The sequence below is a fragment of the Pseudomonas sp. DCA-1 genome (genome assembly GCF_046523955.1).
GTDB lineage: Bacteria > Pseudomonadota > Gammaproteobacteria > Pseudomonadales > Pseudomonadaceae > Aquipseudomonas > Aquipseudomonas putida_Y.
In genome coordinates, this window is sequence record NZ_CP169881.1 from 3,027,956 (window position 1) to 3,041,390 (window position 13,435).

The window sequence follows — 13,435 nt, forward strand, 5'->3', positions numbered from 1 at the left end:
GCTGTCAAATGATGGCAATAAGCCAGATTACCTCACCACGAGGACAAAAGCCGCGTGCAACAGGTGGATCATGGGCCTGTGTATCAGTAGACACTTTCTTGATTAATTACATCGGAATATGTCCTCCGGTTTGATCTGCTGGAGGTCTGGAGTGTAGGCTCCCTACGCCTAGCCATGAGGCAGTAGATCGCGAATATCAGGGAGAATCGCCATGAGCGTGAGCGAAAGCCAACTCAGCCAGCTCGACCGGGAGATGGACCAGAATCACCGGGAAATGGTGATCATGTCCATTGAGGATTTTCACGCACAGGCCCAGTTTGCTCAGCAGGCACATGGCGCCACGCAATCGCCGCAAGTCTGTACGCGCACACAGGGCGATATGCTGACCGGCACCTGGCACGGCGTGAAATCCACCTACAACGGCCTGCCTCATACCTTCGTCAATACCACCTGGGGTGTGCCCGCGGCCATGGCCGCCTGGGACGCGAAAAACACCGCCAGTTTCATTCGCGACATGAACGGGTTGGGCACAAAAGTACGCTACACCGTGCGCAATGGTAAGCAGTACGCCGTTCTCACCGGCTACCCTGGCCTGCGCAAGACACTCAACGCGCCACGCTATGGCATCCAGAATGCCAAGCTCGTCAGCATGGGCATCGGCAAGTATGGAGTGCGCGGTTCGTCCATCAAAGGATTCAAGCTTTCGTGCTACGTGGCGGTGGCCATTGAAGTCGCAGAATGGATATTTGCCGACGAGCACGTCATGAGCGACCTGTTTGGCGGCGTTGGCGTGGAACTGATCAAGGCCGGTATCGCCTCGGCACTCGGATACGCCGCGGCCCTGGCTGCTGGCGCCCTGTTCACTGCAGCCGCCGCACCAGTCATTGCCGGGGCGCTCGTGGTATTTGCCGTAGGCCTTGGATTGAACGCACTCGACAATCACTTCGGCATCAAGAATGCCGTTAAGGCGGGTTTACGCTATGCCGTGGATCATATCGAGGCCATTCACAAGACAATCACCGAGATCAAGCCGGACGACCTGCGTCGCTACGCTGAGGAAACCGCCGCCAACATCGCAGGCAGGATTGCCGACGAGCTTTACGATGAGGCCAAGTCGTGGGTCATCCGTAAGCTGCGCCCCGACGGGATAGACTTGCCTGCATGGCCAGACGCCCCCAGGCTGCCATCGATGCCCTCATTGCCATCGCTCCCAACGTTCAACCTGCCTAAATTCTGAGAATGAATACACGCTCCTCACAAATTTCGCCCGGGCTTTCCCCCCTCAAGATGAGGCTGCTGGCCGTCGGCATGTTTATCGTATTGCTGCTGGTAGGGGCCGTCTCGCTTTATGCCTATACCAACTACCTGTTCCCGCTGTACGGCAGGTTGCTACGCGGCGCCCCGGTTGTGGAGACACCGTACCTCGCGTTCGGCCTGCTCATGGCCCCACCGGCACTCGCCATCCTGCTCGTTGGCAGTGCGATCTGCGCCTGGACCGGCAAGAAATTCGACCCGCCCCCTGCATCCTGGCTGCACCGCTTCCAGACGTTGATGTTCGGGATATCGATTAAAACACTGATCTATGTAGTACCTGCGGTGATGGTTCTGACTACGGGGGCTTTGCTGGCCAGGGGTTACACGCCCTGCTCGAAGCTGCTGATATCGGGTTCTGCCTGGCAGTTGTTCTGGGTCAATGATGACCGGGTGTGCTTCAAGCCGGATCACTACATCAACGACAACTGGCCATGCAAGGTTATCGACGGCAAGGACGTTTGCGTCCAGGTCGACGGGCGGTAAGTTGCCTACCTTGGCCAGGCTCAAAGTGAGTACGGCGGAAAACCGAAAAGGTAACAGTTGATAAGCCGCAGCGACCTGGAGACGGGGCGTACAGCGGCGCCCCTCCGGTCTACACATACTCAGGCATTAAATGGACAAAGACACACTGAAAATTACAGCCAGAGCGCTTCGCGAAAAGCTTGAGATTCTCAAGGATCAGAATCCTGACGCCATGACCATGCTCAACCTACTTCGCGACCTTCTGCTGAAATCTGAGAACGGTGACATCCACACACCTTTAGAGGCGCGAGACATCCCTTGTTATCGCTATCTACCTGAAACAAACCTACGAGACGATCATGAGCTTAGCGAGGCTTTTGCCAAATTCTATATGGCGTTAATCAAGGGACAAGAATGGAGTTCATTTAAAAAATTTAAAGCCAGAAGTAACACGCACGAATAGAACCTGACATTGCACCCTTATGGTTTTCATCACGAGGGCGGCGTGCAAGGGATGTGGTGCAGATGGCAATCGATCTTACCTTGCAGCGAAACACGGCCTGCCCACGCAATCCGCTCTACGGGATATCGAGCTCATCGCGCGGCGGCGCCAGCTCGAACAGCCGGCTCGCCAACCTACGAATATGCTGCGACCAGGCCACCTTGGCCACCCACTCCGACGGCATGCCCGATACCCCGTAGAGCGCCCCTGCAATCTGCCCTGCCGTTGCAGCGACACTGTCGGCATCATCGGCAAGGTTGGCAGCCAGCAGGATCGCATCCCTGAAATTGTTGGTATTCCAGACAGCCCAAAGCGCGGCTTCCAAGGTATCGACCACATACCCCGACGAGCGAATGTGGTCGCGGGATTTGTGCTTGTACTCCCCCGCATTGATGATCGTGGGTCTCGGCTGCAGCGGCCGCACCTTGGGTGCCAACGCCTCGACCTTGTCTGCGCCATTGAGCGCCAGGTGCAACTGGGCAGCGAACAGCTTGCAGCAATCCTGAACCTCGACGGCGCCATGGGTCACGCCGCTTTGGGTGACGCTCTCGCACCAGCTTGCCGAGAGCGAATGACGCCTGAAAATAGCCGTAGGCGCGAGGCGTATCAACGAACCATTGCCTGCGGTCGAGGCCTCGATATTGCCCATCCAGCCAAGCCCTTGGGCCTCCCACCCTTCCAGGGCTCGGCGGGTGACATTGCCGATGTCGAAGCAGCGGCCATTGACGCTGTTTTCGCCGTGCCGGTACCAGCGCACCAATGCATCGGCGAAGGTTGCGAAATCGAACTTTCCTTGGCTGGCGTAGGTGTCCGCCAGGCACAGGGCCATGCTGGTATCGTCGGTCCACTCACCAGGCGCCAGGCGGAAAGGACCACCGCCGACCATGTCGCTGACATGCCCTTGATCACGCCGCTGGAACTCCAGGGTCGTGCCTACCGCATCACCAATCGCCAACCCCAGCAGTGCACCTTGCGCGCGGTCCAGCGCCTGGTCCGGTGACAACGTGCAGGGCCTGTCGCTCAGCCAGCCGGGCTTGATACGGGGCAGCCTGGGGGCGCCAGGTTCCAGCGTGTAGCTCATGCGCTGCTGCAACTGCGGCGACCATTCGGGTTGCAGTTCGGCGTAACGCTGGGCGTACTCGCTCAGGACTGCATCTGGGCTTCTCAGGTCGATCATGCTGATTCCTTGCTGTGGTTCGCGCTCATCCATGCGAGCATTCTGCGGAACATGCACGCTACTGGCAACGAAATGCCCAGGCAGGTAGCCATGCCCAAGTGATGGCCGCTAACAACCCACCTCGAAGGTGCTTCTCAGCATGAAATTCAATGACACCTACACAAGCCGCGAGCACCGCTTTGCCCTCGGGATAGAACTGGCTTCGCAGCAGTGCTACCTGTCCATCCCAGTCAGCAATACCTTGGTCGATTACGAAGAGTATTACCGCATCGACAAGGCCCGATACGAGGCCTGGCTACAGGAACCTTCGGCAGCGCTGCCCATGGTTGTTCGATGCCGCCGCCGCGAACTGGACCACGCTCTGATGATGCAACCCGGCGCCCAGCGTGGCACGGCTGCCCCGTGCATTTGCAACCTGACGGAGATCTCGGCGGTGTTGGCACGAGCAGCAACCTTGCTGCTGCGCGATGGCGGCTACGCAAGCTGGGCCAATACCCTCCTGGGCTACCGTTCACGGCTGCACAGCGATACCGAACAGGTGCGCCTGAGCTTGTTCGCGATGCCTCGCGGCATGGGCACGCTCAGCGATGCCGTACTGTATGAAAACGGCGTGCTGTTGGTCGAGGCCACCGATGAATTACATGCATTGCTAGGGTGCTTGTGGGAGTGGGGAATCCAAGGTCGCATCGCCGGCGCAAAGTCGCTGTAGCAACCCATACGGACCCGCTTCGACGCGGCATATTCCGTCGCATTGCCATCACGAAAACACACTGCGATGAAAGACAGGCATGAACGGCGTAGCACTGAAAAATGCGACCCAGATCACTTTTTGAAAAATTCTTTTCACGCCAATTTTTACCGCGATCTTGACACCTTCCCCCCCTGATTTTGCGGGTCAAAGCCCCATTTTATGTGCTCGAAACCTGCGCGCAATGTCATGACGCCATCATTGCACCGCATCACAAAACAGGGAAAAAATCGCGCCCCTCACCGGAACTTCTTCCCCGGCGAGGTGCCCTATTCGGCATTGCTGGCAACACGATATTCATGTGCCAGCATTCAAATTGCCGCAGCCGAGTGGCGCGATTTTCAGGTCCACGCCATTGGCGTTTCAGGACGATCAAGCAGGCTCATGGACGATGCACCGATGACACAGACATTCGATGTCGAAGCACTGATCAAGCTGCGTAGCCAGACGCGGGCGATCTCCGATGCGCTGAAGGCGCAGGCGGCGGATTACCTTGCCACCGTGGCACCGCTGATCCGTCCGCAAACCCTGTTTGGCGAATACCTGCAAGGCGCCCAACGCAGCAGCGGGCGCGAAACCCAGGGCCACTTCCAGGCCCTGGTCGAACTCTACGAACGTATCGGCTCGGCCGCGCCGTTCCAGCTGGTCACCGAGCTGGAAGTACCGCTGAACCTGATCAGCACCACCCCCGAACTGTTCCCGCTGGAATACGACAAGACCCTGGAACACAGCGGCCAGGTCATCCGCATCACCAGCCCGACCCGCTGGGTGGTGGGCTTCCACGCCTTCGACCTGGCGCGGTTTCGCAATGTCATCAAAGACCCCAACCGCAGCAGCGCCGAGCTGTACCGCTTCGTGGTGCACTACCTGGTGCTGTTCTACTGCCTGAGCAAGTCGCCTGGCCTTGGCCGGCTGTTCGAGGGTTTGCGCTACGGCCTGAGCTTCGAGCGCCTGAAGGGCTTTGGCGACCTGCCGTTCTGCGTCATCAGCTCGCCGGTGCGCTCGGAACTTCCCGACGACTCGGTCATCCGCAGCAGCACGCAGATTGCCGGCAACACCAGCTTCGAAGAACTGGTAGGCCGCGACAACATTCTGGAAATGAACGACGAAATCCGTCAGCGCCTGCTGCTGACGATCGAAGGACTGTAACGCGCAGCGCCCGGCACCGGGCCGCGCAATGATTCGCAGCGAATTGCTCGCACTGGAGAACACGATGGCGAAGAAGGAAAGCACTCAGCACAAACTTGACCGCGTTCGCGCGCCTCGGGTCCATATCACCTACGACGTGGACATCGGCGATGCCATCGAGAAAAAAGAGCTGCCCTTCGTCGTCGGCGTACTGGGCGACTTTTCCGGCAACCCGCTGGAGCCGCTGCCCAAGCTCAAGGACCGCAAGTTCGTATTCATCGACCGCGACAACTTCAATGGCGTGCTCAAGGGCATCAAGCCACGCCTGACCTACCGCGTCGACAACACCCTGGCCAAGAACGGTACCCAGCTGGGCGTGGAGCTGAACTTCAACAGCCTCGAAGACTTCGAGCCACAGAACGTGGTCAAGCAGGTCGAGCCGCTGCGCAAGCTGCTGGAAGTGCGCAACAAACTGGCCGACCTGCGCAACAAGATGGGCGGCAACGACAAGCTCGAAGAGCTGCTGATGGACGTGCTGCAGAACACCGAAAAGCTCAAGACCTTGGGCAAGGAATTCGGCCGCGAAGCCGAAGTGAAAGACCCGTCCAGCGACGATCGCGCCTGAGCAGGAGCCCGAACATGACCGACAAGCAAACCGCACCGCAACAGGCCGGCGACCTGGTCGAAGTGGAAAACTTCGCACCACAGCCCTCGCTGCTCGACAGCATCATTTCGCAAAGCCGCGTGGCCCGCTCCGACACCGAGCGCAACCGCACCCGCGACCTGATTGGCGAACTGGTGAACCAGGTGCTCGAGGGTGAGATGACCCCGAGCAAGGACCTGATCGCCGTGCTCGATTCGCGTATCGCCGAAATCGACGCGATGCTCTCCGAGCAGATGAACGAGATCATGCACGCCCGCGAGTTCCAGCAGCTGGAAGCCTCCTGGCGCGGCCTGAAATACCAGGTAGACCAGACCGAGACCAGCACCACGCTGAAGATCCATCTGCTCAATGCCTCGAAGAAAGACCTGGTACGCGACCTGAAGGCCGCCAGCGAATTCGACCAGAGCGCGCTGTTCAAGAAGGTCTACGAAGAAGAGTACGGTACCTTCGGTGGTGCACCTTTCGGCATGTTGATCGGTGACTACGAGTTCAACCGCAACCCCGAAGACATGTACCTGCTCGAAGAGATCTCGCACGTCGCCGCGGCGGCGCACGCCCCGTTCATTTCGGCCGCCTCGTCCGAGCTGTTCGGCTGGGACTCGTTCACCGAGATGTCCGGCCCGCGTGACCTGGCGAAGATCTTCGACACTGTGGAATATGCCAAGTGGAAGTCGTTCCGCGCCTCGGAAGACTCGCGCTACGTCGGCCTCACCCTGCCCCACGTGCTCGGTCGCCTGCCGTATGGCCCGGATACCACCCCGGTGGAAGAATTCAACTTCGTCGAAAGCGTCGATAGCCGCGACCACAACAAGTACCTGTGGATGAACGCCGCCTACGCCCTCGGCACCCGCGTCACCGATGCCTTCGCCCGCTACGGCTGGTGCGTGGCCATCCGCGGCGTGGAAGGTGGCGGCCTGGTCGAAGGCCTGCCGACCCATACCTTCAAGACCGACGACGGCGAAATCGCCCTCAAGTGCCCGACCGAAATCGCCATCACCGACCGCCGCGAAAAAGAGCTGTCGGACCTGGGCTTCATCCCCCTGGTGCACTGCAAGGGCACCGACTATGCCGCGTTCTTCGGCACCCAGTCGGCGCAGAAACAGAAGCAGTACAACACCGACATCGCCAACGCCAACGCACGCCTGTCGGCCCAGCTGCAATACATCTTCGCCACTTCGCGCATCGCCCACTACATGAAGGCGATCATGCGCGACAAGATCGGCAGCTTTGCCTCGCGCATGGATGTCGAGCGCTTCCTCAACCAGTGGCTGGCCAGCTACGTGCTGCTCGACGACACCGCCAGCCAGGAGGCCAAGGCCAAGTTCCCGCTGCGCGAAGCCCGCGCCGAGGTGTTCGAAGTGCCCGGCAAGCCAGGCGTGTACAAGGCCGTGACCTACCTGCGCCCGCACTACCAGCTGGATGAACTGACCGCCTCGCTGCGGCTGGTTGCCGAGCTGCCACAGGGCGCGCGCGGCTGACAGGCCGTTGTGTACAGGGATGACACATGAGTAACCAGGCCCGCCTGCTGCCCTCGCTGCTCGACCGACTGCTGGACGACCGTCCCTACCAGTCGGCCGAGCCCGCAGCGCAGCGCACCTGCTCGCTGGCCGAGTACAAGGCAAGCATCGTCCGCGACCTCGAAGTGCTGGTGAACACCCGCCAGTCCCTGGTCGCCGAAGAGCTCGACGGCTTCAGCCAGCTCGGTGGTTCCATCCTTGAATACGGCATGCCGGACTTCATCAGCCGCAGCGTGCTCGACCCGCACGATCGTCGCCTGATCCAGCAACAGCTGGAGCGGGCGATCAGCACCGGAGACCGGCGCTTTCGCCGGGTCCGTGTTCAGCTGTTGGCCCAGCAGAACGGCCACCGCATGTTGACCTTCCGCGTGGACGCTGTGTTGCGTCTGCAGGACATCAGCCGCCAGGTGTCATTCGACGCCGTGCTGCAGGTCAACACCCAGGAATACAAAGTGCAGAACCTCAACTGATGCTCGACGAACTGCTGCCCTACTACGAACAGGAACTGTCGCACCTGCGCTTTCTCGGCCAGGAGTTTGCCGCGCAGTACCCGAAGATCGCTTCGCGGTTGCTGATCGAGGGCGACAACTGCGAAGACCCGCACACCGAGCGCCTGATCGAGGCGTTCTCGTTCCTGTCTGCGCGGGTGCACAAGAAGCTCGATGACGAGTTTCCGGAAATCGTCGAATCCTTCCTTGAGGTGCTGTACCCCCACTACCTGCGCCCTACTCCGTCGATGTCGATTGTCGAACTGAGCCTGGGCAGGCACGAGAAGGTCACCGAAGCCTACCGCGTGGCGCGCCATACCGAGATGCATGCCAATCCCGTGGAAGGCGTGGTGTGCAAGTTCCGCACCTGCTACCCGGTAGAGCTGTGGCCGATTGCCGTGCAGCAGGCCTCGTTCACAGAAATGGAACGCTCGGCATTCAACGGGCACAGCGCCGACCTGGTCGCTCGTCTGCGCATCCGCCTGGCAGCCACTGGCGATGCCCTGTTCGGGCAGATGGACATGAACCGCCTGCGGTTCTTCCTCGACGGCGAAGCGACCCTGATGCTGCAGCTGTACGAACTGCTGTTCAACAACCTGGCCAAGGCCACGCTAAGCTTCGATGACCAGGGCCGCAGCCGCGAAGTGGCGCTGCCGGCCGACGCCCTGAAAGCCGTGGGCTACGCCCGTGACGAAGGCCTGGTGGATTACTCCGAACGCTCATTCCTGGGCTACCGCCTGCTGCACGAGTATTTCACCTTCCCCGACAAGTTCATGTTCTTCGACCTCAGTGGATTTGCCCGCATCCTGCAGGGCAAGGCCATCGAGCAGGTAGAGCTCAACTTCTATTTCTCCGACTACGACCTCAGCGAGCGCCTGGCGCGGCTGACCCAGAACATCGGGCGCAACAACTTCAAGCTCAACTGCACGCCGATCATCAACCTGTTCCGCCAGCAGGCCGAGCCGATCAAGCTGACCCACACCCAGCACGAATACCAGGTCACCCCTGACACACGGCTGCACAACGCGGCAGAAGTGGTATCGATCGACCGGGTACGGCGGGTGCGCAAACTCGGCGGCATCGACCAGGTCGCCACCTGCCAGCCGTTTTTCGAACCACGGGGCGAGCAAGACCCACACAGCAGTTTCTGGGTCGCGCGCCGGCGAAACCAGGGTGACGCCACTGCCATGAGCATCCGCGTGGTCGACCGCGATCTGGAGCTGATTGATGCCAGCAGCGACACCCTGAGCATCGGCCTTACCTGCAGCAACCGCGACGTGCCACTGATGCTGCCGTTCGGTGGCGAACGGGGCGATTTCACCATTCCCGCCAACTCGGTGATCAAGGATATCCGCTGCCTGCGCAAGCCCACCGCCACGGTGCGTGTGCCCTTGGGCAAGGGCCTGATCTGGCGGTTGATCGCCCACTTGTCGCTGAACCATCTGTCCCTGGTGAGCCAAGGCCGCGAAGTGCTGCTGGAGCTGTTGTCGCTGTACAACTACCGCAATGTCTCCGCCATTCGCAAACAGATCAACGGCATCAAGGCGATCAGCAGCGAACCGGTGGTCGCGCGCATCGGCCACCCGCGGCCTAATTTCGTGCGCGGCGTCGGCATCACCCTGACCCTGGATGAAAGCCAGTTCATCGGCAGTGGCGTGTTTCTGTTCGGCAAGGTGCTGGACCACTTCTTCGGCCAGTACTGCTCGATGAACAGCTTCACCCAACTGACCCTGCGCACCCAACAACGAGAAAAGAGAGTCGTACAATGGCCAGCACGCACCGGCGATCAGCCCCTGGTCTGATCGATCAGGCCCGAGCCGAGCCGCACCGATTCGAATTCTTCCAATTGGTGCGCCTGCTCCGCCTGCATTACAGCCGCACCGGGCGCATGGACCTGGCGACCCGGCCGCACGAAGACCCGCTGCGTTTTCGTACCCAGCTGTCGCTGGCGTTCCCGGCCAGCGAGGTCAGCGACCTGCACTTCGAGCGCGAAGGCAAGGTGTCGCCGGCCGGCTTGCCGCTGTCGGAAGTGCAGGTCACCTTCATGGGCCTGGTCGGGCCGTCGGGCGTGCTGCCGCGCCCATACACCGAACTGCTGCTCGAGCGCCACGTGCAGTATCGCGACGATGCCGCCCATGCGTTTCTCGACATCTTCTCGCACCGCATGACCACGCTGTTCTACGAGGCCTGGCAAAAATACAAATTCCACATCGAGCACGAGCGCAATGGCACCTCGGGCTTCGATGGCTACCTGCTCAACCTGGTCGGCCTCGGACCGCGCGCCCAACAGCTGAAGTTTGAAGAACAGCCGTCAGCATTGCGCCGTGAGCTGTTCAGCTACTTTGCCGGCCTGCTCAGCCAGAAGCCGCGCAACGCGTTGAACCTTGAGCGAATGCTCGGCTTCTATTTCTCGCTGCCGATCCACGTCAGGCAATTCGCCGGGCGCTGGTTGCAGCTGCCGCCTGAACAGCGCACCCAGCTTGGGCGGCACAACGCCCAGCTTGGCCACAGCGCTGTTGCTGGCAAGCGGATCTGGGACTACCAATCGTGCATCCGCATCGAGCTGGGCCCACTGAACCTGGCCGATTACCAGCGTTTTCAGCCTGGTACCGAGTGCTATCGCAAGCTGGTCGAGCTGGTGCGCTTCTATATAGGTGCCGGCCTGGACTTCGAAATCGCCCCGCGCCTCAAGCGCGAGGCGGTGCCACGTGCCCAACTGGGCCGTAGCGGCAATGTCGCCCTGGGCTGGCTGGGTTGGCTCAAACGCCCTGGTCGCGACGCGGAGCCTTCGCGTTGCGCCGTCTTCCACATTCCTTACGATGGGGTCGCCTTGTGAACCTGAAGTCTCTGTTCGCCAAGCTCAACGAAACCAGCCGCATGGCCACCGAAAGCGCGGCGGCCCTGTGCCTGTCGGAGCACCACTACGACGTGGAAGTGGAGCACCTGCTGCTGCAACTGCTCGACAACAACGACAGCGACCTGGCGCCGATCCTGCGCCACTACGAGGTCGTCGCCGAACGCCTGCAGGCGCAGCTGGTCACCGCCCTGGGCACCTTCAAGAAAGGTAATACCCGCACCCCGGCGCTGTCGCCGCACATCACCCGCATGATCGAGCAAGCCTGGTTACTGGCCTCGATCGAGTACGGCGCAGGCCAGGTGCGCAGCGCCCACCTGCTGCAGGCGCTGCTTGACGATGCTGAACTGCGTCGCGTGGTGATCGCCTCGGCGCCGGAGCTGGAAAAAATCAACGCCGATGACCTGCGCCTGAACCTTGCCGCGCTGGTGGAAGGTAGCGCCGAGTCCAGACAGGCCAGCCCACTGGCCAGCCCAGCGGCGCCAGTGAGCACGTCGGGAAAGGCCAGCGGCAAGACCCCGGCACTGGACCAGTACACGGTCAACCTTACCCAAAGCGCTCGCGAGGGCCGCATCGACCCGGTACTGGGCCGTGAGTTCGAAGTACGGCAGATGGTCGACATCCTCACCCGCCGCCGGCAGAACAATCCGATCCTCACGGGCGAAGCCGGGGTCGGCAAAACCGCTGTGGTCGAAGGCCTGGCGCTGCGCATTGCCCAGGGTGACGTGCCGGCGGTGCTCAAGGACGTTGCCCTGCACACCCTCGACCTGGGCCTGTTACAGGCCGGCGCCGGGGTCAAGGGCGAGTTCGAGAACCGCCTCAAGGCTGTGATCGAAGAGGTCAAGCGCAGTCTGCACCCGATCATCCTGTTCATCGACGAAGCCCACACCTTGATCGGCTCCGGCGGCCAGGCCGGGCAGAACGACGCCGCCAACCTGCTCAAACCGGCCCTGGCCCGTGGCGAGTTGCGCACCATCGCTGCCACTACCTGGGCCGAATACAAGAAGTACTTCGAGAAGGACGCCGCCCTCGCCCGCCGCTTCCAGGTGGTCAAAGTGGAAGAGCCCGACGAAGACAAAGCCATTCACATGCTGCGCGGCCTGCTTGGCAAGATGCGCGAGCACCACAAGGTGGCGGTGATGGACGAAGCGCTGGTGCAGGCGGTACGCCTGTCCAACCGCTACATCACCGGCCGCCAGCTGCCCGACAAGGCGGTCAGCGTGCTCGACACGGCCTGCGCGCGCATTGCCCTGGCGCAATCTTCGCTGCCCGGCGCACTGGAAGACTGCCGCCGGCAGATCGACAACCTGCAGGCGGAAATCGGCGTGCTCGGCCACGAAGCCGACAAGGGGCACGACCATGCCCGCCGCCTGGAAGCGCTGCAGGCTGCCCTGCAGGCCGAGCAGCAGCAAGAACAGCAGCTCAATGCCCAGTGGCAGCAGGAGCTGGAACTGGTCGAACAGCTCAAGGCGCTGGACGCCGCCAACGATGCCGACGCCCAGCAGCTCAATGCCCTGCGTGCCGAGCTGGCTCGCGTGCAAGGCGACCAGCCACTGGTCCACGCGCTGGTCGACAGCGGCGCCATCGCCCAGGTCATCAGCGGCTGGACCGGTATCCCGCTGGGCAAGATGCTGCGTGACGAAATCGATACCGTGCAGCGCCTGCCAGCCCTGCTTGGTGAACGCGTGCTGGGCCAGGACCACGCCCTGCATGAGATCGGCAAGCGCATCAAGATTTCCCGAGCGCGCATGGAAGACCCGAACAAACCAATTGGCGTGTTCCTGCTGCTCGGCCCCAGCGGCGTCGGCAAGACCGAAACCGCCCTGGCCCTGGCCGACACCTTGTACGGCGGCGAGCGCAACCTGATCACCATCAACATGTCCGAGTACCAGGAAGCCCACACCGTGTCGAGCCTCAAGGGCTCGCCACCCGGCTATGTCGGCTACGGCGAAGGCGGCGTACTGACCGAGGCGGTGCGCCGCAAGCCGTACAGCGTGGTGTTGCTCGACGAGGTGGAAAAAGCCCACCCCGACGTGCTCGAACTGTTCTTCCAGGTGTTCGACAAGGGCGTGCTGGACGATGGCGAGGGCCGCGAGATCAATTTCCGCAACACGGTGATCATCCTCACATCCAACACCGGCACCGAGCGCATCATGCAGACCTGCCTGAACGCCACCGAGCTGCCGACGCCCGAGGCGATCGTCGAGGACCTGCGCGACCAGCTCAACCACGTGTTCAAGCCGGCCTTCCTCGGTCGCCTGAGCATCGTGCCGTTCTACCCGGTGCAGGACCAGATTCTCGAGCGCATCGTCGCCCTCAAGCTCGAACGCATCGCCAAGCGATTCGCCCGCAACCACCAGGCCGAGCTCAGCTATGACCAGGCACTGGTCAAGGCCATCGCCGCGCGCTGCACCGAGGTCGACAGCGGCGCACGCAACATCGACAACATCCTGTCCCAGACCCTGATGCCCGAACTCGCCCAGCGCGTGCTCGAACGTATGGCCCAGGACGCGCCGATCCAGCACCTTGCGATCGAGCTGGGCAGCGATGGCGATTTCGCCTATCGCCTGGCCTGACCAGT

At 61.5% G+C, this 13,435-nt stretch carries 12 protein-coding genes; 11 read left to right on the top strand and 1 reads right to left on the bottom strand.

Features of this window, described 5'->3' with window-relative positions; translation table 11 throughout:
* The first annotated feature begins 211 nt into the window (after nt 1-211).
* The 3 genes from ACE4QZ_RS14315 (at nt 212) to ACE4QZ_RS14325 (ending at nt 2,239) form a co-directional block, all read left to right on the top strand.
* Nucleotides 212-1,237, top strand: a complete 1,026-nt coding sequence (locus ACE4QZ_RS14315) for a hypothetical protein (RefSeq protein WP_021785692.1) — start codon at nt 212-214, stop codon at nt 1,235-1,237.
* A gap of 50 nt (nt 1,238-1,287) precedes the next feature.
* A complete protein-coding gene (locus ACE4QZ_RS14320) occupies nt 1,288-1,797 on the top strand; it encodes a hypothetical protein (RefSeq protein WP_021785691.1) in 510 nt (169 codons plus the stop codon).
* Nucleotides 1,798-1,927: 130 nt separating this feature from the next.
* Nucleotides 1,928-2,239, top strand: coding sequence for a hypothetical protein (locus ACE4QZ_RS14325; protein ID WP_009686747.1), 312 nt, complete (start codon nt 1,928-1,930; stop codon nt 2,237-2,239).
* Between the two features lie 115 nt (nt 2,240-2,354).
* Here the strand turns inward: ACE4QZ_RS14325 and tri1 are convergent, their stop codons facing one another.
* The gene (tri1, locus tag ACE4QZ_RS14330) at nt 2,355-3,455 is read right to left on the bottom strand and encodes an ADP-ribosylarginine hydrolase Tri1 (protein WP_028697262.1); all 1,101 of its coding nucleotides are present in this window, start codon (nt 3,453-3,455) and stop codon (nt 2,355-2,357) included.
* A 139-nt stretch (nt 3,456-3,594) separates the two neighbouring features.
* On the opposite strand from tri1, the gene ACE4QZ_RS14335 reads away from it, so the two are divergent.
* The 8 genes from ACE4QZ_RS14335 to tssH all read left to right on the top strand — a co-directional run bounded on the left by ACE4QZ_RS14335 (nt 3,595) and on the right by tssH (nt 13,430).
* A complete protein-coding gene (locus ACE4QZ_RS14335; RefSeq protein WP_021785689.1) occupies nt 3,595-4,164 on the top strand; it encodes a hypothetical protein in 570 nt (189 codons plus the stop codon).
* Nucleotides 4,165-4,602: 438 nt separating this feature from the next.
* Nucleotides 4,603-5,352 (top strand): hypothetical protein, encoded by a 750-nt coding sequence (locus ACE4QZ_RS14340; RefSeq protein ID WP_028697263.1) that lies wholly within the window; start codon nt 4,603-4,605, stop codon nt 5,350-5,352.
* Nucleotides 5,353-5,416: 64 nt separating this feature from the next.
* Nucleotides 5,417-5,956, top strand: coding sequence for a type VI secretion system contractile sheath small subunit (tssB, locus tag ACE4QZ_RS14345; RefSeq protein ID WP_028697264.1), 540 nt, complete (start codon nt 5,417-5,419; stop codon nt 5,954-5,956).
* A 14-nt stretch (nt 5,957-5,970) separates the two neighbouring features.
* A complete protein-coding gene (gene tssC, locus ACE4QZ_RS14350; protein ID WP_410480085.1) occupies nt 5,971-7,473 on the top strand; it encodes a type VI secretion system contractile sheath large subunit in 1,503 nt (500 codons plus the stop codon).
* 26 nt (nt 7,474-7,499) lie between these two features.
* Nucleotides 7,500-7,982, top strand: a complete 483-nt coding sequence (gene tssE / locus ACE4QZ_RS14355) for a type VI secretion system baseplate subunit TssE (protein ID WP_003248355.1) — start codon at nt 7,500-7,502, stop codon at nt 7,980-7,982.
* Entirely contained in the window at nt 7,982-9,802 is a 1,821-nt protein-coding gene (gene tssF, locus ACE4QZ_RS14360; protein ID WP_021785685.1) for a type VI secretion system baseplate subunit TssF, read from the top strand. Before tssE ends, tssF begins: the two co-directional genes overlap by 1 nt.
* A complete protein-coding gene (gene tssG / locus ACE4QZ_RS14365) occupies nt 9,766-10,836 on the top strand; it encodes a type VI secretion system baseplate subunit TssG (RefSeq protein WP_021785684.1) in 1,071 nt (356 codons plus the stop codon). The genes tssF and tssG overlap by 37 nt, the downstream gene beginning before the upstream one ends.
* Nucleotides 10,833-13,430, top strand: coding sequence for a type VI secretion system ATPase TssH (tssH, locus tag ACE4QZ_RS14370; protein WP_021785683.1), 2,598 nt, complete (start codon nt 10,833-10,835; stop codon nt 13,428-13,430). Before tssG ends, tssH begins: the two co-directional genes overlap by 4 nt.
* Nucleotides 13,431-13,435 lie beyond the last annotated feature (5 nt).

Coding starts and splice junctions, on each gene's coding strand:
- tssF (WP_021785685.1), top strand. CDS start 7,982: ATGCTCGACGAACTGCTGCCCTACTACGAACAGGAACTGTCGCACCTG.
- tssG (WP_021785684.1), top strand. CDS start 9,766: ATGGCCAGCACGCACCGGCGATCAGCCCCTGGTCTGATCGATCAGGCC.
- ACE4QZ_RS14340 (WP_028697263.1), top strand. CDS start 4,603: ATGACACAGACATTCGATGTCGAAGCACTGATCAAGCTGCGTAGCCAG.
- tssE (WP_003248355.1), top strand. CDS start 7,500: ATGAGTAACCAGGCCCGCCTGCTGCCCTCGCTGCTCGACCGACTGCTG.
- ACE4QZ_RS14315 (WP_021785692.1), top strand. CDS start 212: ATGAGCGTGAGCGAAAGCCAACTCAGCCAGCTCGACCGGGAGATGGAC.
- tri1 (WP_028697262.1), bottom strand. CDS start 3,455: ATGATCGACCTGAGAAGCCCAGATGCAGTCCTGAGCGAGTACGCCCAG.
- ACE4QZ_RS14335 (WP_021785689.1), top strand. CDS start 3,595: ATGAAATTCAATGACACCTACACAAGCCGCGAGCACCGCTTTGCCCTC.
- tssB (WP_028697264.1), top strand. CDS start 5,417: ATGGCGAAGAAGGAAAGCACTCAGCACAAACTTGACCGCGTTCGCGCG.
- tssC (WP_410480085.1), top strand. CDS start 5,971: ATGACCGACAAGCAAACCGCACCGCAACAGGCCGGCGACCTGGTCGAA.
- ACE4QZ_RS14320 (WP_021785691.1), top strand. CDS start 1,288: ATGAGGCTGCTGGCCGTCGGCATGTTTATCGTATTGCTGCTGGTAGGG.
- ACE4QZ_RS14325 (WP_009686747.1), top strand. CDS start 1,928: ATGGACAAAGACACACTGAAAATTACAGCCAGAGCGCTTCGCGAAAAG.